Annotated in this window: 17 protein-coding genes; 11 read left to right on the forward strand and 6 right to left on the reverse strand. The window is 63.9% G+C overall.

What is annotated here, in order from left to right; genetic code table 11:
- Position 1: 1 nt before the first annotated feature.
- Positions 2–661, reverse strand: a complete 660-nt coding sequence (locus BLV20_RS15885) for a GntR family transcriptional regulator (protein WP_009042939.1) — start codon at positions 659–661, stop codon at positions 2–4.
- A 268-nt stretch (positions 662–929) separates the two neighbouring features.
- Here BLV20_RS15885 and xdhA point away from each other — a divergent pair, with 268 nt between their 5' ends.
- The 4 genes from xdhA to guaD all read left to right on the forward strand — a co-directional run bounded on the left by xdhA (position 930) and on the right by guaD (position 7,073).
- Positions 930–2,384, forward strand: a complete 1,455-nt coding sequence (xdhA, locus tag BLV20_RS15890) for a xanthine dehydrogenase small subunit (protein WP_092302988.1) — start codon at positions 930–932, stop codon at positions 2,382–2,384.
- Positions 2,377–4,776, forward strand: a complete 2,400-nt coding sequence (xdhB, locus tag BLV20_RS15895) for a xanthine dehydrogenase molybdopterin binding subunit (protein WP_092302990.1) — start codon at positions 2,377–2,379, stop codon at positions 4,774–4,776. The genes xdhA and xdhB overlap by 8 nt, the downstream gene beginning before the upstream one ends.
- A 125-nt stretch (positions 4,777–4,901) precedes the next feature.
- Entirely contained in the window at positions 4,902–5,744 is an 843-nt protein-coding gene (xdhC, locus tag BLV20_RS15900; RefSeq protein ID WP_092302992.1) for a xanthine dehydrogenase accessory protein XdhC, read from the forward strand.
- A 24-nt stretch (positions 5,745–5,768) separates the two neighbouring features.
- Positions 5,769–7,073, forward strand: a complete 1,305-nt coding sequence (gene guaD, locus BLV20_RS15905) for a guanine deaminase (RefSeq protein ID WP_092302994.1) — start codon at positions 5,769–5,771, stop codon at positions 7,071–7,073.
- A gap of 153 nt (positions 7,074–7,226) precedes the next feature.
- On the opposite strand, the gene BLV20_RS15910 is transcribed toward guaD, so the two are convergent.
- Positions 7,227–7,991, reverse strand: coding sequence for a GntR family transcriptional regulator (locus BLV20_RS15910; RefSeq protein ID WP_092302996.1), 765 nt, complete (start codon positions 7,989–7,991; stop codon positions 7,227–7,229).
- 298 nt (positions 7,992–8,289) lie between these two features.
- Here BLV20_RS15910 and BLV20_RS15915 point away from each other — a divergent pair, with 298 nt between their 5' ends.
- A complete protein-coding gene (locus BLV20_RS15915) occupies positions 8,290–9,480 on the forward strand; it encodes a benzoate/H(+) symporter BenE family transporter (RefSeq protein ID WP_092302998.1) in 1,191 nt (396 codons plus the stop codon).
- Between the two features lie 233 nt (positions 9,481–9,713).
- Here BLV20_RS15915 and BLV20_RS15920 read toward each other — a convergent pair whose 3' ends face one another.
- Entirely contained in the window at positions 9,714–10,058 is a 345-nt protein-coding gene (locus BLV20_RS15920) for a YggL family protein (RefSeq protein WP_092303001.1), read from the reverse strand.
- 235 nt (positions 10,059–10,293) lie between these two features.
- Between BLV20_RS15920 and dacB the strand changes: the two genes are divergently transcribed.
- Positions 10,294–11,754, forward strand: a complete 1,461-nt coding sequence (gene dacB / locus BLV20_RS15925) for a D-alanyl-D-alanine carboxypeptidase/D-alanyl-D-alanine endopeptidase (protein ID WP_092303003.1) — start codon at positions 10,294–10,296, stop codon at positions 11,752–11,754.
- A 58-nt stretch (positions 11,755–11,812) separates the two neighbouring features.
- Here dacB and BLV20_RS15930 read toward each other — a convergent pair whose 3' ends face one another.
- Entirely contained in the window at positions 11,813–14,212 is a 2,400-nt protein-coding gene (locus BLV20_RS15930; RefSeq protein WP_092303005.1) for a sensor domain-containing diguanylate cyclase, read from the reverse strand.
- 127 nt (positions 14,213–14,339) lie between these two features.
- Entirely contained in the window at positions 14,340–16,610 is a 2,271-nt protein-coding gene (gene rlmKL / locus BLV20_RS15935; RefSeq protein ID WP_092303007.1) for a bifunctional 23S rRNA (guanine(2069)-N(7))-methyltransferase RlmK/23S rRNA (guanine(2445)-N(2))-methyltransferase RlmL, read from the reverse strand.
- Positions 16,611–17,165: 555 nt separating this feature from the next.
- Here rlmKL and rmf point away from each other — a divergent pair.
- Positions 17,166–17,381, forward strand: coding sequence for a ribosome modulation factor (rmf, locus tag BLV20_RS15940; RefSeq protein WP_002553055.1), 216 nt, complete (start codon positions 17,166–17,168; stop codon positions 17,379–17,381).
- Positions 17,382–17,516: 135 nt separating this feature from the next.
- Here the strand turns inward: rmf and BLV20_RS15945 are convergent, their stop codons facing one another.
- Entirely contained in the window at positions 17,517–18,536 is a 1,020-nt protein-coding gene (locus tag BLV20_RS15945) for a quinone-dependent dihydroorotate dehydrogenase (protein ID WP_092303009.1), read from the reverse strand.
- Between the two features lie 255 nt (positions 18,537–18,791).
- Here BLV20_RS15945 and BLV20_RS15950 point away from each other — a divergent pair, with 255 nt between their 5' ends.
- The 4 genes from BLV20_RS15950 to BLV20_RS15970 all read left to right on the forward strand — a co-directional run bounded on the left by BLV20_RS15950 (position 18,792) and on the right by BLV20_RS15970 (position 23,798).
- The gene (locus BLV20_RS15950) at positions 18,792–20,003 is read left to right on the forward strand and encodes a CmpA/NrtA family ABC transporter substrate-binding protein (RefSeq protein ID WP_092303011.1); all 1,212 of its coding nucleotides are present in this window, start codon (positions 18,792–18,794) and stop codon (positions 20,001–20,003) included.
- Positions 20,004–20,018: 15 nt separating this feature from the next.
- Positions 20,019–20,594 carry an ANTAR domain-containing response regulator gene (locus BLV20_RS15955; RefSeq protein ID WP_092303013.1) on the forward strand — a complete coding sequence of 192 codons (576 nt, stop codon included), beginning with the start codon at positions 20,019–20,021 and terminating at the stop codon, positions 20,592–20,594.
- A gap of 314 nt (positions 20,595–20,908) precedes the next feature.
- On the forward strand, positions 20,909–22,120 hold the full coding sequence (locus tag BLV20_RS15965; RefSeq protein ID WP_092303017.1) for a nitrate/nitrite transporter: 1,212 nt from the start codon (positions 20,909–20,911) through the stop codon (positions 22,118–22,120).
- Between the two features lie 7 nt (positions 22,121–22,127).
- Positions 22,128–23,798 (forward strand): bifunctional protein-serine/threonine kinase/phosphatase, encoded by a 1,671-nt coding sequence (locus BLV20_RS15970; protein WP_092303018.1) that lies wholly within the window; start codon positions 22,128–22,130, stop codon positions 23,796–23,798.
- The last annotated feature ends 100 nt before the right edge of the window (positions 23,799–23,898 follow it).

Genomic DNA, 23,898 nt, shown 5'->3' on the forward strand with positions numbered 1-23,898 from the left:
CTCAGGCAACCGTCAAGGCGGCGACCACCAGATCGCAACTGCGCCGGGCATAGGCCGTCAGCACCAGGCGGATCGTCGGTAGGTCACGGGCCAGCACGGCGGCCAGCAGTTGCTCGAACAGGTCGAGGAATTCGCTCATTTCCGCCTTGCGCTGCTCCAGGGCCAGGAAATAGGCACGGCTCATCGCCGGCTGCAGGTTCTCGACGGTTTCCTGCAGGTACGGGTTGTCGGCGAACGGATAGGCGGCGCGCATCACGTTGAAGCTGTCTTCGACGAAGCTGCGGATGTCCTGGCGCTCGTAGGCGGCGATCAGCCGTTGCTGGATCTGCAGGAACGGCGCCATGTCGGCTTGCAGTTCCCAGCCGTTGGCCACCGAATTGCCCAGCAGGATGTACAGCTCGCTCATCAGCGTGCACAGGCTCTGCACCTTGTGCGGGGTGAGCTCGGTCACATGGGCGCCACGACGCGGCAGGATCGCGATCAGGTGACGGCGCTCGAGGATCAGCAGGGCCTCGCGGACCGAACCGCGGCTGACGTTGAGGGCCAGCGTGACCTTCTGTTCCTGAATGCGCTCCCCAGGCTTGAGCTCGCCGCGAATGATGCGTTCGGCGAGGTGGTGAGCGATTTGCTCGGCGAGGCTGTCCGGCGCCTTGAACGTCATGGTTTTCCTTCAAACTGATCGATCTGTACAAGCGGCGCAGTGTAGCGCAATTGCTACCCCATCGCGGAGTGCCCAAGGGCCTGAATTTGGCACGGAATAAGCAAAAAGCACGGTGACCCGGGAGGGTCAATACTGTTTGAAAGCGCGTGTTGATCGGCAAAAAGCAATTTCCTGACCCTTAAGTCAGAAAATCGTTGACCGAAAAGTCAGACATGACTAAATTCGGCCCAAGTCGGTTAACAACAATAATGAGTCTGCGAGGCCTTCCGTGATCCAGTTTTTACTCAACCAGGAACTCCGTAGCGAGCACACCCTGGACCCGAACCTGACGGTGCTCAATTATCTGCGCGAGCACCTGGGCAAGCCCGGCACCAAAGAAGGCTGCGCCAGTGGCGACTGCGGTGCCTGCACCGTGGTGGTCGGCGAATTGCAGACCGACGACGCGGGCACGGAGCACATCCGTTATCGCAGCCTCAACTCGTGCCTGACCTTCGTCTCGTCGCTGCACGGCAAACAGCTGATCAGCGTCGAGGACCTCAAGCACCAGGGCCAGTTGCACAGCGTGCAGAAAGCCATGGTCGAGTGCCACGGCTCGCAGTGCGGCTTCTGTACACCGGGTTTCGTCATGTCGCTGTTCGCCCTGCAAAAGAACTCCGAGCAGCCCGATTCGCACAAGGCCCACGAAGCCCTGGCCGGCAACCTGTGCCGCTGCACCGGCTACCGCCCGATCCTCGCCGCCGCCGAGCAGGCCTGTTGCGCCAAGCAGCCGGACCAGTTCGACGCCCGCGAAGCCGAGACCATCGCCCGCCTGAAGGCCATCGCCCCCAGCGACACCGGCGAGCTCAACAGTGGCGACAAACGCTGCCTGGTGCCGCTGACCATCAGCGACCTGGCCGACCTGTATGACGCCTATCCGCAAGCCCGGCTGCTGGCCGGCGGCACCGACCTGGCGCTGGAGGTCACGCAGTTCCACCGTCCACTGCCGGTGATGATCTACGTTGGCAACGTCGCCGAAATGAAACGCATCGAGCGCTTCGACGACCGTCTGGAAATCGGTGCCGCCACCCCCCTCTCCGACTGCTACGACGCCCTCAAGGCCGAGTACCCGGACTTCGGCGAACTGCTGCAGCGCTTCGCCTCCTTGCAGATCCGCAACCAGGGCACCCTGGGCGGCAACATCGGCAACGCCTCGCCCATCGGCGACTCGCCGCCCTTGCTGATCGCCCTGGGCGCGCAGATCGTCCTGTGCAAAGGCAACACCCGCCGCACCCTGGCCCTGGAAGACTATTTCATCGACTACCGCGTCACCGCGCGCCAGGACAGCGAGTTCATCGAGAAGATCATCGTGCCGCGGGCCAGCGCCCAGCAGTTGTTCCGCGCCTACAAGGTGTCCAAGCGCCTGGACGACGACATTTCCGCGGTCTGCGCGGCGTTCAACCTGCGCATCGAAAACGGTGTGATCGCCGACGCCCGCGTGGCCTTCGGCGGCATGGCCGCCACCCCGAAACGCGCCCAGCATTGTGAAGCCGCGCTGCTCGGCGCGCCCTGGAACGAGACCACAGTCGAGCGTGCCTGCGCCGCCCTGGGCGAGGACTTCACCCCGCTTTCGGACTTCCGCGCCAGCAAGGAATACCGCCTGCTCAGCGCCCGGAACCTGCTGCGCAAATACTTCATCGAACTGCAAACACCGCACATCGAGACTCGGGTGACCGCTTATGTCTAATCATCACAAAGTCGAGAAGACTCAAGCCGAACTGAGCGCCCTGTTTCAACAGGACCTGACCACCGGCGTCGGGCGCAGCGTCAAGCACGACAGCGCCGCCAAGCATGTGTCCGGCGAAGCGGTGTACATCGATGACCGGCTGGAATTCCCCAACCAGCTGCATGTGTATGCGCGCCTCTCGGACCGTGCCCACGCCAAGATCCTCAGCATCGACACCACCCCCTGCTACGCCTTCGACGGTGTGCGCATCGTCATCACCCACAAGGATATTCCGGGGCTGAAGGACATCGGCCCGCTGCTGCCCGGCGACCCGCTGCTGGCCATCGACGACGTGCAGTTCGTCGGCCAGCCGGTGCTGGCCGTGGCCGCCCGCGACCTGGACACCGCGCGCAAGGCGGCCATGGCGGCGATCATCGAATACCAGGACCTGGAACCGGTGCTGGACGTGGTCGAAGCCCTGCGCAAACGCCACTTCGTCCTCGACAGCCACACCCATCAGCGCGGCGACTCGGCCAAGGCCCTGGCCAGTGCCGAGCATCGCCTGCAGGGCACGCTGCACATCGGCGGCCAGGAACACTTCTACCTGGAAACGCAGATTTCCTCGGTGATGCCCACCGAAGACGGCGGCATGATCGTCTACTGCTCGACCCAGAACCCCACCGAAGTGCAGAAACTGGTGGCCGAGGTGCTGGACGTGTCGATGAACAAGATCGTGGTCGACATGCGCCGCATGGGCGGTGGTTTCGGCGGCAAGGAGACCCAGGCCGCCAGCCCAGCGTGCCTGTGCGCCGTGATCGCGCACCTCACCGGCCAGCCGACCAAGATGCGCCTGCCGCGGGTCGAAGACATGCTGATGACCGGCAAGCGCCACCCCTTCTATATCGAGTACGACGTCGGTTTCGACAGCAGCGGTCGCCTGCACGGCATCCAATTGGAGCTGGCCGGCAACTGCGGTTGCTCGCCGGACCTGTCGGCCTCGATCGTCGACCGGGCGATGTTCCACGCCGACAACTCCTATTACTTGGGCGATGCCACCATCAACGGCCATCGCTGCAAGACCAACACCGCGTCGAACACCGCCTACCGTGGTTTCGGCGGCCCGCAAGGCATGGTCGCCATCGAGGAAGTGATGGACGCCATCGCCCGCCATCTGGCCCTCGACCCGCTGGCGGTGCGCAAGGCCAACTATTACGGCAAGACCGAACGCAACGTCACCCATTACTACCAGACCGTCGAGCACAACATGCTCGAGGAAATGACCGCCGAACTGGAAGCCAGCAGCCAGTACGCCGAGCGCCGCGAGGCGATCCGTCGCTACAACGCAAACAGCCCGATCCTGAAAAAGGGCCTGGCGCTGACACCGGTGAAATTCGGTATTTCCTTCACCGCCAGCTTCCTCAACCAGGCCGGTGCGCTGGTGCACGTCTACACCGACGGCAGCATCCACCTCAACCACGGCGGCACGGAAATGGGCCAGGGCCTGAACACCAAGGTGGCGCAGGTGGTGGCCGAGGTATTCCAGGTGGAAATCGACCGGGTGCAGATCACCGCGACCAACACCGACAAGGTGCCCAATACCTCGCCGACCGCGGCCTCCAGCGGCGCTGACCTGAACGGCAAGGCCGCGCAGAATGCCGCCGAAACCATCAAGAAGCGCTTGGTCGAATTCGCCGCCCGGCAGTACAAGGTCAGCGAGGAAGATGTGGAATTCCACAACGGCCATGTGCGCGTCCGCGACCAGATCCTGAGCTTCGAGGAGCTGATCCAGCAGGCCTATTTCGCCCAGGTCTCGCTGTCCAGCACCGGCTTCTACAAGACTCCGAAAATCTATTACGACCGTGCCCAGGCCCGTGGCCGGCCGTTCTACTACTTCGCCTACGGCGCCGCTTGTGCCGAGGTGATAGTCGATACCCTGACCGGCGAGTACAAGATGCTGCGCACCGACATCCTGCATGACGTCGGCGCCTCGCTGAACCCGGCCATCGACATCGGCCAGGTGGAAGGCGGCTTTATCCAGGGCATGGGCTGGCTGACCATGGAAGAGCTGGTGTGGAACGCCAAGGGCAGGCTGATGACAAACGGCCCCGCCAGTTACAAGATTCCAGCCGTTGCCGACATGCCTTTGGATTTGCGCGTGAAACTGGTGGAAAACCGCAAGAACCCGGAAGACACGGTGTTCCACTCCAAGGCCGTGGGCGAACCGCCGTTCATGCTCGGCATCGCCGCCTGGTGCGCGATCAAGGACGCCGTGGCCAGCCTCGGCGATTACCGGCACCAGCCGAAGATCGACGCCCCGGCCACGCCGGAACGGGTGTTGTGGGGCTGCGAGCAGATGCGCCAGTTGAAGGTGAAGAAGGCCGTCGAGGCCGAGTCTGAACTGGCCCCGCTCTAGATCGAGGTGCGCCGCATCGCGGGCAAGCCTCGCTCCTACAGGTTGTGCGCCATTCGCGCGTCCGTAGGAGCGAGGCTTGCCCGCGATGACGGCCGAACAGACAACAGCGAATGCTGAGGTGAAACATGTACAACTGGATCAGCGCCCTCGCCGACCTGCAAACCCGCGGCGAACCCTGCGTGCTGGTGACCATCATCGAAGAGCTGGGGTCGACGCCACGCAACGCCGGCTCGAAAATGGTCATCAGCGCCAGCCAGAGTTTCGACACCATTGGCGGCGGGCACCTGGAATACAAGGCCATGCAGATCGCCCGCGAGATGCTCGCCAGCGGCAAGCAGGACACCCACCTGGAGCGCTTCAGCCTCGGCGCCAGCCTCGGCCAGTGCTGCGGCGGGGTGACGGTGTTGCTGTTCGAACCCATGGGCCAGGTCCAGGCGCAGATCGCGGTCTTTGGCGCCGGCCATGTCGGCCGTGCGCTGGTGCCGCTGCTGGCCAGCCTGCCGTGCAAAGTGCGCTGGATCGACTCGCGGGAACAGGAATTCCCCGAACAGATCCCCCATGGCGTGCGCAAGATCGTCAGCGAAGAGCCGGTCGATGAAATCGATGACCTGCCCCCTGGCAGCTACTGCATCGTCATGACCCACAATCACCAGCTCGACCTGGAGCTAACCGCCGCGCTTCTCAAGCGCAACGACTTCGCCTACTTCGGCCTGATCGGCTCGAAGACCAAGCGGGTAAAATTCGAACACCGCCTGCGCGAACGCGGTTTCGACAGCGGCGTGCTGCAACGCATGCGCTGCCCGATGGGGCTGGGTGAAGTCAAAGGCAAGCTGCCGGTGGAAATCGCCATTTCCATCGCCGGCGAAATCATCGCCACCTATAACGCCAATTTCGGCCAGCACAGCGCCCGCGCCGAACCCATTGCCAAACTGCTGCCGGCTTCGCGCCGCAGCCATGCCTCCCATTAAAAAGCCACGAACCGAGACTGCCTCATGCCTCTGACTCGCAAAGCCTACCGTGCCGCCATCCTGCACAGCATCGCCGACCCCGCCGAGGTCGGCATCGAAGCCTCCTACGAGTACTTCGAGGATGGCTTGCTGGTGGTCGACAACGGCCAGATCAGCGCCCTCGGCCACGCCAGCGAACTACTCGCCAGCCTGCCCGCCGATATCGAGATCACTCACTACCAGGATGCGCTGATCACCCCCGGCTTCATCGACACCCATATCCACCTGCCGCAGACCGGCATGATCGGTGCCTATGGCGAGCAACTGCTGGACTGGCTCAACACCTACACCTTCCCCTGCGAAAGCCAGTTCGCCGACGCGACCCATGCCGAGCAAGTGGCGGAGATTTTCATCAAGGAACTGCTGCGCAACGGCACCACCACCGCCCTGGTGTTCGGCAGCGTGCACCCGCAATCGGTGGATGCCTTTTTCGAAGCGGCGCAGAAGCTCGACCTGCGGATGATCGCCGGCAAGGTGATGATGGACCGCAACGCCCCGGACTACCTGACCGACACCGCCGAATCCAGCTACCTGGAAAGCAAGGCGCTGATCGAGCGCTGGCACGGCAAGGGTCGCCTGCACTACGCGGTGACACCACGCTTCGCGCCGACCAGCACCCCGGAACAACTGACCCTCGCCGGGCAATTGCTCGGTGAATACCCCGACCTGTACATGCAGACCCACATCAGCGAAAACCTGCAGGAAATCGAGTGGGTCAAGGAGCTGTTCCCGGAGCGCAAGGGCTACCTGGACGTGTATGACCACTATCAATTGCTGGGCGAGCGCTCGGTGTTCGCCCACGGCGTGCACCTGTGCGACGACGAATGCGCACGCCTGGCGCAGACCGGTTCGGCCGTGGCCTTCTGCCCGACTTCGAACCTGTTCCTCGGCAGCGGCCTGTTCAACCTGCCGATGGCCGAGAAGCACAAGCTGAATGTCGGCCTGGGCACCGACGTTGGCGGCGGCACCAGCTTCTCGCTGCTGCAGACGCTGAACGAAGCCTACAAGGTCATGCAGCTGCAGGGCGCGCGCCTGAGCCCGCTCAAGTCGCTGTACCTGGCCACCCTCGGCGGCGCTCGCGCACTGCGCCTGGAAGAGCGGATCGGCACCCTGCAACCGGGCACCGACGCCGACTTCCTGGTGCTCGACTACAACGCCACGCCGCTGCTGAGCTATCGCTTGAAACAGTCCAAGAGCATCGCCGAAACGCTGTTCGTGCTGATGACCCTGGGCGACGACCGCACCGTGGCGCAGACCTATGCCGCGGGCAACCTGGTGCACCAGCGCTAGGTTGTTCCAGGCATAAAAAAATCCCCCGTGATCGTTGGATTCCGGGGGATTTTTTGTGCCTTTCAGGCCGTCATCGCGGGCAAGCCTCGCTCCTACGGATTACAACGTTCGCGTAGGAGCGAGGCTTGCCCGCGAAGGGCCCGCTGCAATGCCTCAGAGCTTGGCGGGAGAGCGGCCCGGCTTCTTGGTTTGCAGCAGGTGCGAGAACACCGCGTGCAGGTCGTCCGAAGCGCTTTCCTCGTCGAGGTTGAGCTTGCTGTCGATGTGATCCATGTGATGCATCATCAGGTTCACCGCCAGTTCCGCGTCACGGGCTTCGATGGCGTCGATCAATTGGGTGTGCTCGTCGTAGGAACAATGCGAGCGGTTGCCGCTTTCGTACTGGGCGATGATCAGTGATGTCTGCGACACCAGGCTGCGCTGGAAGCTGATCAGCGGTGCATTCTTCGCCGCTTCGGCAAGCTTCAGGTGGAACTCGCCAGACAGGCGGATACCGGCGCCGCGGTCGCCGCGCGAGAAGCTGTCGCGCTCTTCGTTGACCATCTGCCGCAGCTCGGAAAGCTGCTCGGCCGTGGCGTGCTGCACCGCCAGTTCGGTAATCGCCCGCTCCACCAGGCGGCGCGCCATGAACACCTGGCGGGCTTCCTCGACACTCGGACTGGCCACCACCGCGCCGCGATTGGGCCGCAGCAGCACCACACCCTCATGGGCCAGGCGCGACAGGGCGCGACGAATAATGGTACGGCTGACCCCGAAAATTTCCCCCAGCGCCTCTTCGCTCAATTTGGTGCCGGGCGCCAGGCGCTGTTCGAGGATGGCCTCGAAGATATGCGCGTAGACAATATCGTCCTGGGTCCCGCTGCGACCGGCCTTGCCGGCTCGCGGTTGTTTCTTGAGGGGTTGCAACTGTTCGTTCATGGGCACTCGAGTCGGGAGAACTGCGGCGAATAGACCGTGACTGTAATACGGCACAGTGGGTCGCTGACAAGTATCGCGTAAAAACAATGGCACATTGTACACAACCCACGGGGTGCATTCGCAATAACTGTATGGCCAGCAGGCTTTCGCCGCGACTGTACGGCCATTTGCCGCCCTGGCTGTATTGCAATGAATGGTTACTTTTACGTTTAGGCTTGGGCCCTGCTTTCGTCAGCCAATGCCCCTGCGCCGGGCTTTGAGGTGACAGATGTCTTCATCAGAAAAGGAATAGCGCTCCATGTCCGACGCCTCCCTCGCGCCGCTACGCCCCCTGGCCGATACTTCGCCCTCGGCCATAGTCGCCGGCTTCATCGCCATGATGACCGGCTACACCAGCTCCCTGGTGCTGATGTTCCAGGCCGGGCAAGCCGCCGGGCTGACCAGCGGGCAGATCTCCTCGTGGATCTGGGCCATTTCCATCGGCATGGCCGTGTGCAGCATCGGCCTGTCCTTGCGCTACCGCACGCCGATCACCATCGCCTGGTCGACCCCCGGCGCCGCGCTGCTGATTACCAGCCTGTCCGGCGTCAGCTACGGCGAAGCCATCGGTGCCTATATCACCTGTGCCGTGCTGGTGACCCTCTGCGGCCTCACCGGCAGTTTCGAACGCCTGGTCAAGCGCATCCCGGCCTCCCTCGCCGCGGCGCTGCTGGCGGGCATCCTGTTCAAGATCGGCAGCGAGATTTTCGTCGCCGCGCAGCACCGCACCGGCCTGGTGCTGGGCATGTTCTTCAGCTATCTGCTGGTCAAGCGCCTGTCGCCACGCTATGCGGTGCTGGCTGCGCTGCTGATCGGCACGTTGCTGGCCGGGGGCATGGGCCTGCTGGACTTCAGCGAATTCCACCTGCAGGTCGCCACGCCGGTCTGGACCACCCCGCACTTCTCCCTGGCGGCGACCATCAGCATCGGCATCCCGCTGTTCGTGGTGGCCATGACCTCGCAGAACATGCCCGGGGTCGCCGTGCTGCGCGCCGACGGCTACAACGTCCCGGCCTCGCCGCTGATTACCGCCACCGGCGTCGCCTCGCTGCTGCTGGCACCGTTCGGCTCCCACGGCATCAACCTGGCAGCCATCAGCGCGGCAATCTGCACCGGCCCGCATGCCCATGAAGACCGCGACAAGCGCTACACCGCGGCGGTCTGGTGCGGGATTTTCTACGGCATCGCCGGCATTTTCGGCGCGACCCTGGCGGCCCTGTTCGCGGCATTGCCCAAGGAACTGGTGCTGTCGATCGCCGCCCTGGCGCTGTTCGGCTCGATCATCAACGGCTTGAGTATCGCCATGAGCCAAGTGCAGGAGCGCGAGGCAGCGCTGATCACCTTTATGGTGACCGCCTCAGGCCTGACCCTGTTTTCCATCGGCTCGGCATTCTGGGGCATCGTGGCCGGCGTGCTGACCCTGGCGATCCTCAACTGGAACAAGGAATGAGCCTGTAGCCGCTGCCGCAGGCTGCGATCGCGACCGAAGGGCGTGCAAGGTCTCAAGATTGCTGAAGCCCTTCGGGCTTATCGCAGCCTACGGCAGCGGCTACAACCCGCCCACGGGAAATCCCGGGAAACAGGCCCGAGGCATATAAAAGTTGTGCGGGGAAATAAACAGAGAAAAGGCTGTACAGCGACAGCCATGAGCCGGCGGCCCGGACGGGCCGCCGACTCACTGCATCAGGCTACCGGATTGATCGAGTTTTCCGGGTACCAGACGTCCAGCAGCGGGCTGACTTCAACGTTGGTCAGCTCGGTGCGGGCCTTGAGCCAGGCTTCGACCTTGGCACGTTGCTCTTCGCTGACCGAACCGCGCTTGCTCAGGCAAACCAGACCGAAGTCATCGCCACCTACATAGCCGAGGCCGTTGGCTTCCATCGCTTCTTTGAGGAACGCGTCGAGGAAAGCGTCAATAGCCTCTTCGGCCAGATCTTCTTTGAAATCCAGGTTCAGCTCAAAACCCAGCTCCTGAAATTCATCTACGCACAGTTTTTTGCGCAGACGGCGGGAACGGTTAGTGGCCATGGAACAATCCTCATAAGTAATAACGGGCGGCACTTTAACAGCTTAAGCAACCGATTGCCTGACTCTATGAGGGCCTTGGCCTGCCATTGGGAAAAAAATAGCGGATAAGCCCGCCGCGGCACGGCACAAGCCGCTATACCTTGGGGCATAATGCCGACACTTTCGTGACCACTGAGGGAATTTATCTTCATGCCCTCGTCTTTTTCTCCCCCTCGGCTGTAGGGTTTTACTTCACATGATCAAATCTTTACGTCCATTGCTGCTGGCCAGTTTTCTTCTGCCCCTGGCCATTTCCGCTTCTGCCGCCCCCGTCAACACCACCCTTTCGCCCAAGGTCCAGCAGGCCCTCAAGACCAGCAAGCTGCAAGACAACGCCTTGTCGCTGGTGATGATTCCGCTCAACGGCCCGGGCACGGCTACCGTTTACAACGCCGACGTGTCGGTCAACCCGGCCTCCACCATGAAACTGGTCACCACCTACGCGGCCCTGGAAATGCTTGGCCCGACCCACCAGTGGAAAACCGAGTTCTACACCGACGGCACCCTGAGCGGCGGCATCCTCAATGGCAACCTGTACCTCAAGGGCGGTGGCGACCCCAAGCTGAACATGGAGAAACTCTGGTTGCTGATGCGCGACCTGCGGGCCAACGGCGTGCAGCAAGTGACCGGCGATCTGGTGCTGGACCGCAATTTCTTCGTGCAACCGCAACTGCCGCAGTTCAACGACGATGGCAATGACGAGAACAAACCGTTCCTGGTCAAGCCTGACGCCCTGCTGGTCAACCTCAAGGCCCTGCGCTTCGTCGCGCGCAACGACTCGGGCAAGGTGCTGATTTCCGTCGAGCCGCCAATTGCCAGCATCCGCATCGACAATCAGGTCAAGGCCGTCGGCGGCAAACAGTGCACCGGCAACGTGCGCTACAACCCGGTCCCGCAGGCAGACGGCAGCGTCACCGTGACCGTCAACGGCCAGCTGGGCGACGGCTGCAGCTCGCAGACCTACCTGTCGCTGCTCGATCATGCGACCTATACCGCCGGCGCGGTACGGGCCATCTGGAAGGAGCTGGGCGGCAGCATCCAGGGCAAGGACCGCCTGGCCATCGTGCCATCGAGCGCCAAAGTGCTGGCCCGGGCCTTCTCGCCGGACCTGGCGGAGATCATTCGCGACATCAACAAATACAGTAACAACACCATGGCCCAGCAGCTGTTCCTCAGCCTCGGCGCGCAATACCGCACCGCGGCCGACGGCGACGATGCCAAGGCCGCGCAGCGGGTGGTACGTCAGTGGCTGGCGAAAAAAGGCATCACCGCGCCGCACCTGGTGATGGAGAACGGTTCGGGCCTGTCCCGTGCCGAACGAGTCAGCGCCCGCGAACTGGCGTCCATGCTGCAAGCGGCCTGGAAAAGCCCGTACTCGGCGGAGTTCATCAGTTCGATGCCGATCGCCGGCATGGACGGCACCATGCGCAAGCGCCTGAAGCGCACCGCCATGACCGGTGAAGCCCACGTGAAGACCGGGACCCTGAACACCGTGCGCGCCATCGCCGGCTATAGCCGCGACAGCAACGGCAACACCTGGGCGGTGGTGGCGATTCTCAACGATCCGAAGCCTTGGGGCGCGTCCTCGGTGCTCGATCAGGTGCTGCTGGATCTGTACCGCCAGCCGAAACTGGCGACTACCGCGTCGGCCCAGTAAGCCGCCTTTCGCTGGCGGCGCGAGGGCAACCTCGCGCCGCCCCGCTGCCGCTCCCCGCCTACTCCATTTCGACCTCGATCCGGTCGCGCCCCGCCTGCTTGGCCGCATAAACCCCGGAATCCGCCCGTAGCAACAGCCCGTCGGCGCCTTCGTGCTCCCGCCAGCTGGCAATGCCAAAACTGGCAGTGACCACGCCCACGCCCTCGATCGGCGAGCTGCGCAGCGCGCGCCACAGCTCCTCGGCCAGCACATAGGCCTGCTGGCCGTCGGTATCCGGGCACAACACCATGAACTCTTCGCCGCCCAGCCGGCAAAACACATCGGTGCGCCGCAGGCGATGGCTGATGCGCTCACACACAGCGCGCAGCACCCGATCGCCGATGGCATGCCCATGCTGGTCGTTGATCCGCTTGAAGTGATCGACATCCAGCATGATCACCGCCAGGTTGCCCGCCCCGCGCTCGAGCCGCGCCATTTCGGTCTGCAGCCGCTCCTGGAAATAACGTCGGTTGTGGATACCGGTCAGCGAGTCGGTGACCGAGAGCGCGCGCAATTCCTCCTCCACCCGCTTGAGATCGGAGATATCCGACAGATAGCCATGCCACAGCACCCCGCCGCCCGCGAGCTTTTCCGGGGTCGCTTCGCCGCGTATCCAGCGCAGGCCGCGCTGCGGCAACCGCACCCGATATTCTTCGCGCCAGGGGCTGAGTTTTTTTGCCGAGGTCCAGATAGAGCTGCGCACGCGGGCCACATCGTCCGGGTGAATGCGCTCGAACACCGGGTTGGCATCCAGCTGCAACTGCAGCGGATCGATCTCATAGATGTCGCGGATGCCGTCACTGACGTAGGTGAAGCTGGAATGGCCTTCGGCATCCATCTGGAACTGATAGATCGCCCCCGGCACATGGGCGCTGAGTTTCTTCAGCAGATGATCACGGGCCGCCAGCGCCTCGTGGACCCGCTTGCGTTCGGTGATGTCGATGCAGATGGCTAAGTGGCCGACCCATAGCCCGTGATCGTCCATGACCGGGGTAGCCAGCATGTTCACCAGCAGATAACTGCCATCGCGGCGTACCAGGGTCCACTCGCGGGTCTCCTCGCCCCGCTCTTCGGAACCGTCCACCAGCATCGCCTGGCACATGGGGATCTGCCGGCCGTAACGCTGGCTCAGCACTTGTGCGCGCACAGTCAACTCCGCGGGCAAGTGCAGGCTCTCCAGAGTCAGGTGCCCCACCACTTCCAGGCTTTTGTAGCCAAGCATATGTTCGGCGCCGGCATTGAAGGTGCTGATCACCCCCCGCAGGTCCGTGGCGATGATCGCCACCTGGGTCGCCGCATTAAGCACGCTGCGCAGCTGCCCATGGGTGCCGCGCAACTCCTGCTCCCTGACCCGCAGTTCCTCGGTGCGCTGCTCCACCAGCCGCAGCGCCCGCTGCCGCTGGCTGACCAGGACATACAGCAAGGCACTGAGCAGCAGGCTCAGCAACGTGCCCAGGACCACCTGGCTGAACACCGAAGAATGGTTGGCCTGGAGGAACACCGCGCTGGGGCGGATGTTCACCTGGTAATCATGATCGGCCAGGCTCAGCACCCGGCTTACCGCCAGCGGGCTGGCCCCAGGGCCGTTGCTCGACTCATAGAGCAGGCCGTGCGGCCCGGCGGTCGACAGGTCGATGATCTGCACAAACAAGTTGTCGTGACTCTGCTCGGGCAGGCCATCGACCACCAGCTGGCGCATGCTGATCACCGCGATCACATAACCGTAAGGTTCGGGGGGCGACATGGCCGAGTCGGCACGCAGGCTGACGGGAGTCGCCAGGATGATGCCGCGCGCGTAGGAAGGCTCCACGCCGACTAAACGTACCGGCTGCGAAACCGCCGCGCCAGCGCGCAACCGCGCCCGCTCGAGGGTCTCGCGACGCGTCGGCTGGGCCAGCAGATCAAAACCCAGGGGCGAACCCAGCGGGCTTTGGGTCTGGCTGTAGAGCACCGGCACATACTCCTCGCGCTGGGCAGCGCGCTGCAGCTTGCCGTCGGCATTCAGGTCGGCGATGAAATAATCCGACGCCCCCTGTTCCTGCGCCATGCGCTCGAACACCCCACGCTCGGCACCGCTGACGCGCGGCGCCCAGGCGTAGGCCTGGGTGCGATGCAAGAGGGGTTTGGTGTAGCCGTCGAAGTCCTGGCGCGAGACCGCGCCGGAATTGATGAAAAAGCGCTTGAGGCCATCCAGGCGCTGCTCCTGATCCTCGAAGCGCTCTTCAATGCGGCTGTAACGTTCGCTGGCCAGCAGTTGGAAGCGTTGCCGCAGCTGTTGCTGATACAGATTGAGGGTCGACCAGGCCAGCAGCCCGGTCAACACACATCCAAACAGCAATACCAGGAACGCGACCAGCCAGGCCGACACGTCTTCGCTGATGAAGCCCAAGATTTTCGGGCGTACCGAGTGCAACGACATAAGCAAAACTCATAACGCCAGCGAACGTGAGCGTCACATGGGCATGCATTGAGTTATAGCTATTAGCCACTAATTTGGCTAGAGCAAAGAGCCTTGAAAATCAAGGCTCTGTGGATCCAATCAACTGTCAGCGGGCGGTGATTTTCCAGGCTCGGTGGATCTTGCCGTTACGGGCAAAATCCGGGTCGATGGTCTTGGCGGTGATTTCCTCGACGCAGTAGCGCGCCGCCAGGTTTTCCTCGAGCTGGAACTTGCGGAAGTTGTTGGAGAAATACAGCACGCCACCGCTGGCCAGACGGGCCATGGCCAGGTCGAGCAGCTGCACGTGGTCGCGCTGCACGTCGAAAACCCCTTCCATGCGCTTGGAGTTGGAGAAGGTCGGCGGGTCGATGAAGATCAGGTCGAACTCATCGCGGCAGGTCTCCAGCCAGGCCATGACATCGCCCTGCTCCAGGCGGTTCTTGTCGGAGAAACCGTTGAGCGACAGATTGCGCCGCGCCCAGTCCAGGTAGGTTTTCGACAAGTCGACGCTGGTGGTGCTGCGCGCCCCGCCCTTGGCCGCGTGCACACTGGCGGTGGCGGTGTAGCAGAACAGGTTGAGGAAACGCTTGCCGGCGGCCTCTTTCTGGATCCGCAGGCGCATCGGCCGGTGGTCCAGGAACAGCCCGGTGTCGAGATAATCGGTGAGGTTGACCAGCAGCTTCACGCCGCCTTCGCTGACCTCGGTGAACTTGCCCTGGGCGCTCTGGCGCTCGTACTGCTTGGTGCCGCTCTGGCGTTCGCGGCGCTTGATCACCACCCGGCTCTTGTCGACGTTCAGCGCCTGCGGAATCGCCGCCAGGGCATCGAACAAGCGAGCCTGGGCCTTTTCCGGATCGATGGATTTCGGCGCGGCGTATTCCTGCACGTGCACCCAGTCGTGGTACAGGTCGATGGCCAGGGAATACTCCGGCATGTCGGCGTCATAGACGCGATAGCACTCGACGCCTTCGCGCTTGGCCCACTTGCCCAGCGCCTTGAGGTTCTTCTGTAGGCGGTTGGCGAACATTTGCCCGCCTTCGCTCAGGCGCGCCTGCTCGACCACGGGGGCTGGCGCTGGCGCCGGCTTGATCGGGTTGCCGTTCTTGTTGTACTGGCGCTCCTGCGGGACCAGCGGCGCCTTGTCGGCCTCGGCCTGTTCGCGTTCGATCTGCCGCTGTTCCGGGGTACGCCGCTCGCCGGTAACGAACTGGTCCGGCTGCACCTTGATCAGCAACAGCTTGCACGGCAGGGCGCCGTTCCAGAACGAATACTGCTTGTGGCTGCGAATACCCATGCGCTTGCCCAGGTCCGGCGCGCCGGTGAACACCGCGGCTTCCCAGCCCAGGCAGGCCTGGCGCAGGCGTTCGCCGAGGTTCTGGTAGAGGTACAGCAGGCTGGCCTCGTCACCCAGGCGCTCGCCGTAGGGCGGGTTGCTGATGACCAGGCCTTTCTGGTTCTGGTCCGGGCGCGGCTCGAAAGTCGCCACTTCGCCCTGGTAGATCTTGATCCACTCGCTGAGGCCGGCGCGCTCGACGTTGTTGCGCCCTGGCTGGATCAGCCGTGGGTCGGCTTCGTAACCGCGAATCCACAACGGCGGCTTGGCCAGGCCGGCCTGGGCCCGCGCCAGGGCTTCCTCGTGCAGCTTGCGCCACAGGGCCGGCACATGGCCAAGCCAGGCGGTGAAGCCCCACTGTTCGCGCTTGAGGTTGGGGGCGATATCGGCGGCGATCATCGCTGCTTCCACCAAGAAGGTCCCCACGCCGCACATCGGGTCGGCCAGGGCGCCGCCATTGGCGGCGATACGCGGCCAGCCGGAACGAATCAGGATCGCCGCCGCGAGGTTTTCCTTCAGCGGCGCCGCGCCCTGCTGCAGGCGATAGCCGCGCTGGTGCAGGCTGTGGCCGGACAGGTCGAGGGAGAGAATGGCTTCGCCGCGATCCAGGCGCAGGTGAATGCGCAGGTCCGGGTTGAGCTTGTCGATCGATGGGCGCTCGCCGCTTGGCGTGCGCAGCCTGTCGACGATGGCGTCCTTGACCTTCAAGGCGCCGAAGTGAGTGTTGTCGATGCCCGAGCCGTGGCCGCTGAACTCCACCGCCAGGGTGCCGTCCGCCAGCATATGGTCCTGCCAGTCGACGTCGTGCACGCCGTGGTAGAGGTCTTCGGCATTTTTCATGGGGAAGCGCTTGAGTACCAGCAGCACTCGGTTGGCCAGTCGCGACCAGAGGCACAGGCGGTAGGCGGTCTCCATGTCGGCCATGCCGCGCACGGCCGAGGTGTGTTCGCGCGCTTCTTCAAGGCCAAGCCCGGCGGCTTCCTCGATGAGCAGGCCTTCAAGGCCTTTGGGACAGGTGAGGAAGAGTTCGTAGCGATCCGACATGGGAGTTCAGGGCCTTTAGCAATAAGTGAACGGACAACGCATCGTCCGCCCGGTTTTCAATCAAGCGCTTTTCTTGAAGAGCGCTCGCGTGGCACGAATCTGTGCCGTCCCGCCCCTGCCGTTCAGCTCGCTGCTAGCGGTGACCGCTGGGGTCAAAAGAGCTTAGATGCCGGGGCAGATAAAAAAGTCAGCGTAACAAAAGGTCATGACTTGACCTTTCATCGAATAATACCTGAGTGCAACGGAGTGACATTCTCACTAAAGCATTAAGCCCATCATCCAGTAAGAGGCTGATCATAGCGAGGTTTGCCCGATTACCCGATGTGAAACAGGCCGTTCTTATGGCCTTAGCATCATTATCGTTACGTCCTTATGACAAAACGATCATTCCCTCGCTGTGGCGCATTGGTTAGAAATCAACTCAGGTTGGCGCCGCAATGACGCCAACACCACGCTCGCGACGCCGGCAGCGAGCACCAACGGCAGAAGCATTCTGCCCGGCCTCAAACGAGGCCGACGGGACATAAGACAGTCAACAAGTGAGGGAAACACCCTATGAGAAGACTTAAGCGTGATCCGTTGGAAAGAGCATTTTTGCGCGGATATCAGTATGGCGTTCATGGCAAGTCCCGTGAGCTTTGCCCCTTTACTCTACCGTCAGTACGCCAAGCCTGGATCAATGGCTGGCGCGAAGGACGCGGCGACAACTGGGACGGTATGACCGGCACTGCGGGAATCCACAGACTCAACGAACTTCACGCCGTCGGCTAAAACAGGGCACACACTCCGACACTAAAACCTGAATACGTAACGACTTAACCACGCTCGTCCCATCCGGACGGCGGGCTGCGGCCCAGGGGCTCCTTCGAGGAGCCCTTTTTAATGGCCGCGCCGAAAGCAGCGCGCTTAGCGCAACGCCGCGATCGCGTCCACCGACTCGCGAATCAGCGCCGGCCCCTTGTAGATGAAGCCCGAATACAATTGCACCAGGCTGGCACCGGCAGCGATCTTTTCCGCCGCGTGCTTGCCTTCGGTGATGCCGCCCACCGCGATGATCGGCAAACGTCCGCCCAGCTCGCCCGCGAGTACTTTCACGGTGTGGGTGCTCTTGTCGCGCACTGGCGCGCCGGACAGGCCGCCCGCCTCGTCGCCATGCTCCAGCCCTTCCACGCCGACACGGCTTAAGGTGGTGTTGGTGGCGATGACCGCGTCCATCCCGGTCTCGATCAGCGCTTGCGCCACTTCGGCGGTTTCTTCGTCGGTCATGTCCGGGGCGATCTTGATCGCCAACGGCACCCGCTTGCCGTGCTGCACCGCCAGTTCCTGCTGACGCTGGCTGAGGGCGCCGAGCAGCTGCTTGAGCGACTCGCCGAATTGCAGGCTGCGCAGGCCCGGGGTGTTGGGCGAACTGACGTTGACCGTCACATAGCTGGCGTGGGCATACACCTTGTCCAGGCAGATCAGGTAGTCATCCACCGCGCGTTCGACCGGGGTGTCGAAGTTCTTGCCGATGTTGATCCCCAACACGCCCTTGTACTTGGCCGCCGCCACCCGCGCCAGCAGGTGATCGACGCCCAGGTTGTTGAAACCCATGCGGTTGATGATCGCCTCGGCTTCCGGCAGGCGGAAGATCCGCGGCTTGGGGTTGCCCGGCTGCGGACGCGGGGTGATGGTGCCGATCTCGACGAACCCGAAGCCCAGCTGGGCGAAGCCGTCGATGGCCGCGCCGTTCTTGTCCAGGCCGGCCGCGAGGCCCACCGGGTTGGGGAAATCCAGGCCCATGACGTTCACCGGCATCTGCGCCGGCGCCTTGCACAGCAAGCCATTGAGGCCCAAACGCCCGCCCGCGCCGATCAGGTCCAGGGACAGATCGTGGGAGGTTTCCGGGGAGAGTTTGAACAACAGCTGGCGGGCCAGGGTATACATGGGCGGGCTTGACTCGGTGGCGGCGAAATGAGGCGGCGATTATAGCCGGGCATGAGCCCCGCAGGCGAGGCACGCGGCGAAATCAGCGGTGAATGGCATATGCCTTGCACCGCAACCTGCATCAGCACCCAGGCCAATGGCGGCGTGGGTCCAAAGACAAAGGCGTCGTTACCCCGCCGGCCCTGCCCGGCGTGCGGGTGCGACGCTTTTTTATGGAAGTTTTTTATCGCCGCGTTTTATGGAGGGCGCCACCCCATGAATGAACTCCCCGTCAGCCCGCTGGCCTGGGTCAACGGCAGCGATGCCCCGGAAAAGACCGCGATCAACCTGGGTTTCATGGCCTTGAGCGACTGCGCCTCGGTGGTGGTCGCCGCCACCCAGGGCTTCGCCCAGCCTTACGGCCTGACCCTGAACCTCAAGCGCCAGGCCTCCTGGGCCAACCTGCGGGACAAACTGGTGAGCGGCGAGCTGGATGCCGCCCACAGCCTGTATGGCCTGATCTACGCCGTGCACCTGGGCATCGGCGGGGTCAACGCCAGCGACATGGCGGTGCTGATGGGCCTGAACCAGAACGGCCAGAGCATCAACCTCTCGCGGGAGCTGCAGGCGCTGAACGTGACCAGTCCTGAAGCGCTCGACCGACACGTGCACCAAAGCCGGGCAAGGCTGACCTTCGCCCAGACCTTTCCCACCGGCACCCACGCCATGTGGCTGTATTACTGGCTGGCGGCGCAGGGCATCCATCCGTTGCTGGACGTCGACAGCGTGGTGGTGCCGCCGCCACAAATGGTCGCGCACTTGCAGGCCGGGCGCATCGACGGTTTTTGCGTGGGCGAACCCTGGAGCGCCAGCGCGGTGAACCAGAACCTGGGCTTCACCCTGGCCACCAGCCAGGCGATCTGGCCGGACCATCCGGAAAAAGTCCTCGGCTGCACCCGCGCCTTTGTCGAGCAATACCCGAACACCGCGCGCGCCCTGGTCATGGCGATCCTCGAGGCCAGCCGCTTCATCGAACAGAGCCGCGAAAACCGCCAGAGCACCGCGCAACTGCTGAGCGCCAGCGAGTACCTCGATGCGCCGCTGGGCTGCATCGAGCCGCGCCTGCTCGGCGAGTATGCCGACGGCCTCGGCAACCGCTGGCAGGACCCGCACGCGCTACGCTTTCATAATGAAGGCGCGGTCAACCTGCCGTATCTGTCGGACGGCATGTGGTTCATGACCCAGTTCCGCCGCTGGGGCCTGCTGCGCGAAGACCCGGACTACCTGGGCATCGCGCGCCAGGTGCAGCAACTCGAGCTCTATCGTGAAGCCGCCACCGCCGTTGGCGTCGCATCCACGGGCCAGGACATGCGCAGCAGCCAGCTGATCGACGGCAAGCGGTGGGACGGTTCGGACCCGGCCGCCTACGCCCGCAGCTTCCAGCTGCACGCCATGAGCGACAACTCCCCTCTTCTCGCCAGCCGCTGACAGGAGCCCGAGACCATGTTGCGTATCCTGCTGATCAACGACACCGCCAAGAAGGTCGGTCGGCTCAAGGCGGCCCTGATCGAAGCCGGCTTCGAGGTAATCGACGAGTCGGGCCTGACCATCGACCTGCCGACGCGCGTCGAAACGGTGCGTCCGGACGTGATTCTGATCGATACCGAGTCACCAAGTCGCGATGTGATGGAACAAGTGGTGCTGGTCAGCCGCGACCAGCCACGGCCGATCGTAATGTTCACCGACGAGCACGACCCGGATGTGATGCGCCACGCCATCAAGTCCGGGGTCAGCGCCTACATTGTCGAAGGCATCCAGGCCCAGCGCCTGCAACCGATTCTCGATGTGGCCATGGCCCGCTTCGAGAGCGACCAGGCCTTGCGCGCGCAGCTGCAGGCCCGCGACCAGCAACTGGCCGAGCGCAAGCGCATCGAGCTGGCCAAGGGTTTGCTGATGAAGATGAAAGACTGCAACGAAGAACAGGCCTACACCCTGATGCGCCGCCAGGCCATGAGCCGCCAGCAGAAGCTGATCCAGGTGGCGGAACAGATCATCGCCATGAGCGAGTTGCTGGGCTGAAAGCTTGCGGTGCCGGTGCGGGCCCCATCGCGGGCAAGCCTCGCTCCTACACGTAGGAGCGAGGCTTGCCCGCGATCCGGAACACCAGGACTGCAACTCTTGGCACAAATCTGGCTATGTAATCGGCACAGGTAACCAACGGCGGTTGCCCCACCTACGACAAAGACGTCGCACACCCCTTTCGCCCCAGGCGACGCGGGTTGCGGCGTTTTTTCGTTTTGGCCCCACAGCCCGGGGCCGGTGGAGCGGCCGTAATGGCGCCCCACGCAAAAGCTCATGACTCCTTTCGAGACTCTTAACAGCTGAGGTGCGCGATGAATTCAAGCTTCTGGAAATCCGGCCACACCCCGACATTGTTCGCGGCCTTCCTCTACTTCGACCTGAGCTTCATGGTCTGGTATCTGCTCGGCCCGCTGGCCGTGCAGATTGCCGCCGACTTGCAACTGACCACCCAGCAGCGCGGGCTGATGGTGGCCACGCCAATCCTGGCCGGTGCCGTGCTGCGCTTTGCCATGGGCCTGCTGGCCGATCGCCTGTCGCCCAAGACCGCCGGGCTGATCGGCCAGGTGATCGTCATCGGCGCGCTGTTCTGCGCCTGGAAGCTGGGCATCCACAGCTATGAACAGGCGCTGCTGCTGGGGCTGTTCCTGGGCATGGCCGGCGCCTCGTTCGCCGTGGCCCTGCCACTGGCTTCGCAGTGGTATCCGCCACAGCACCAGGGCAAGGCGATGGGCATCGCCGGGGCCGGCAACTCCGGCACGGTATTCGCGGCCCTGTTCGCGCCCTTACTCGCTGGCGCCTTCGGCTGGAGCAACGTGTTCGGTTTCGCCTTGATCCCGCTGATCCTGACCCTGGTGCTGTTCGCCTGGCTGGCCAAGAACGCCCCGGAACGGCCCAAGGCCAAATCCATGGCCGACTACCTCAAGGCCCTGGGCGACCGTGACAGCTGGTGGTTCATGTTCTTCTACAGCGTGACCTTCGGCGGCTTCATCGGCCTGGCCAGCGCCCTGCCCGGCTACTTCAACGACCAATACGGCCTGAGCCCGGTCACCGCCGGCTATTACACCGCCGCCTGCGTGTTCGGCGGCAGCCTGATGCGCCCGCTGGGTGGCGCGCTGGCCGACCGTTTTGGCGGCATTCGCACCTTGCTGGTGATGTACAGCGTCGCGGCGGTGTGCATCGCCGCGGTCGGCTTCAACCTGCCAAGTTCCTACGCGGCCCTGGCCCTGTTCGTGTGCACCATGCTCGGCCTGGGTGCCGGCAACGGCGCGGTCTTCCAGCTGGTACCGCAACGCTTTCGCCGCGAGATCGGGGTGATGACCGGCTTGATCGGCATGGCCGGGGGCATTGGCGGATTCGCCCTGGCCGCGGGCATGGGTGCGATCAAGCAAAGCACCGGCAGCTATCAGCTGGCCCTGTGGCTGTTCGCCAGCCTGGGCGTGCTGGCCTGGTTCGGCCTGCACGGGGTGAAGCGTCGCTGGAGAACCACCTGGGGCTCCGCCGCCGTCACCGCCGCACGGGTCTGAGGCGTCCATGAGCCTGCAACTGAGCCACGCCCAGGCCAGCGCCATCGGCCCGCGCGCGGAAAACCAGGATGCCCTGCGCCTGGTCACCCCCGCGCCGAGCCTGGCCGCCAGCAAGGGCCTGCTGTTCGCCATCGCCGACGGTGTCAGCCAATGCGCCGACGGCGGCCTGGCCGCGCGCTCGACCTTGCAGGCCCTGGCGCTGGATTACTACGCCACCCCGGAAACCTGGGCCGTGGCCCAGGCCCTGGAGCGCCTGCTGCTGGCGCAAAATCGCTGGCTGCAGGCCAACGGTGGCGGCCAGCCGCTGCTGACCACGGTCAGCGCCCTGGTGTTGCGCGGCCGACGCTTTACCCTGGCCCATGTCGGCGATTGCCGGGTCTATCGCTGGCATGCCGATCAGTTGCAACGCATCAGCGACGACCACGTCTGGGACCAACCCGGCATGCAGCATGTGCTCAAGCGCGCCCTGGGCCTGGACCAGCACCTGGTGGTGGACTTCCTCGACGGCGAGCTGCGGGAAAACGAAAGCTTCCTGATGCTCAGCGACGGTGTCTGGGCGACCTTGGGCGATACCGCTATTGCCGCGATCCTACGCGACCAGCCCGATCTGGACAGCGCGGTGCAGACCCTGGTCAGCGCCGCGCACCTGGCCGGCAGCCAGGACAACGCCAGCGCCCTGCTGGTGCGGGTCGAAGCCCTGGGCGAGCGCTCCATTGGCGATGCCTTGATCCACCTGCAGCAATGGCCACTGCCGCCGCCTCTCAAACCGGGCCAGCACTTCGAAGGCTGGCAGGTCGTCGAGGTGCTCGGGCACAGCCAGCAATCGCTGCTGTACCGCGTGCTCGATGGGCAACAACAACCCTGGCTGCTGAAAACCCTGCCCGGTCATCTGCACGACGATCACCAGGCCGGGCAATCGCTGCTGTCGGAAGAATGGTTCCTGCGCCGGGTGGCCGGCCGGCACTTTCCCGAAGTGCATGCCGCGACCGCCCGCCAGCATCTGTATTACGTAATGCGCGAATACCCGGGGCGAACCCTGGCCGCTTATCTGGAGCAAAATGGCCCGCTGCCGCTGGCGCAGTGGCTGGACCTCGCCGAACGCCTGCTGCGGGCCGTGGGCCTGCTGCACCGCCGGCAGATCCTGCACCGCGACATCAAGCCGGAAAACCTGCTGCTCGGGGACGACGGCGAGCTGCGCCTGCTGGATTTCGGCCTGGCCTATTGCCCCGGTTTGTCCGAGGACCAGGCGCACCTGCTGCCCGGCACCCCGAGCTACATCGCTCCGGAGGCCTTCAATGGCGTGGCGCCGACACCGGGGCAGGACCTGTACGCGGTGGGCGTGACGCTCTACCAACTGCTGACCGGGCATTTCCCCTACGGCGAAATCGAAGCCTTCCAGCGCCCGCGCTTCACTACGCCGGTCGGCGCCAGCCGCTATCGGCCGGACCTGCCGGACTGGCTCGAACAGAGCCTGGAACGCGCGGTACAGGCCGACCCGGCGCAACGCTATGAAACCGCCGAAGAGTGGTTGCTGGTGCTGGAACAGGGCGAACGCCGCAGCCTCAGCGTGCGCCCGCGGCCACTGCTGGAGCGCGAGCCATTGAAGGTCTGGCGCACCCTGGCGCTGGTCTCGCTGTTGCTCAACCTGCTGTTGCTGTACCTGTTCCTGCACCATTGACCCACTGTTGTAGCCGCTGCCGCAGGCTGCGATCGGCACCGCAGGGGCCGCAGAACCTGACGACGCGGCTTACCCGCAGGTTGGGGATACCCGCCTTACG

This window comes from Pseudomonas sp. NFIX28, from assembly GCF_900107395.1.
GTDB lineage: Bacteria > Pseudomonadota > Gammaproteobacteria > Pseudomonadales > Pseudomonadaceae > Aquipseudomonas.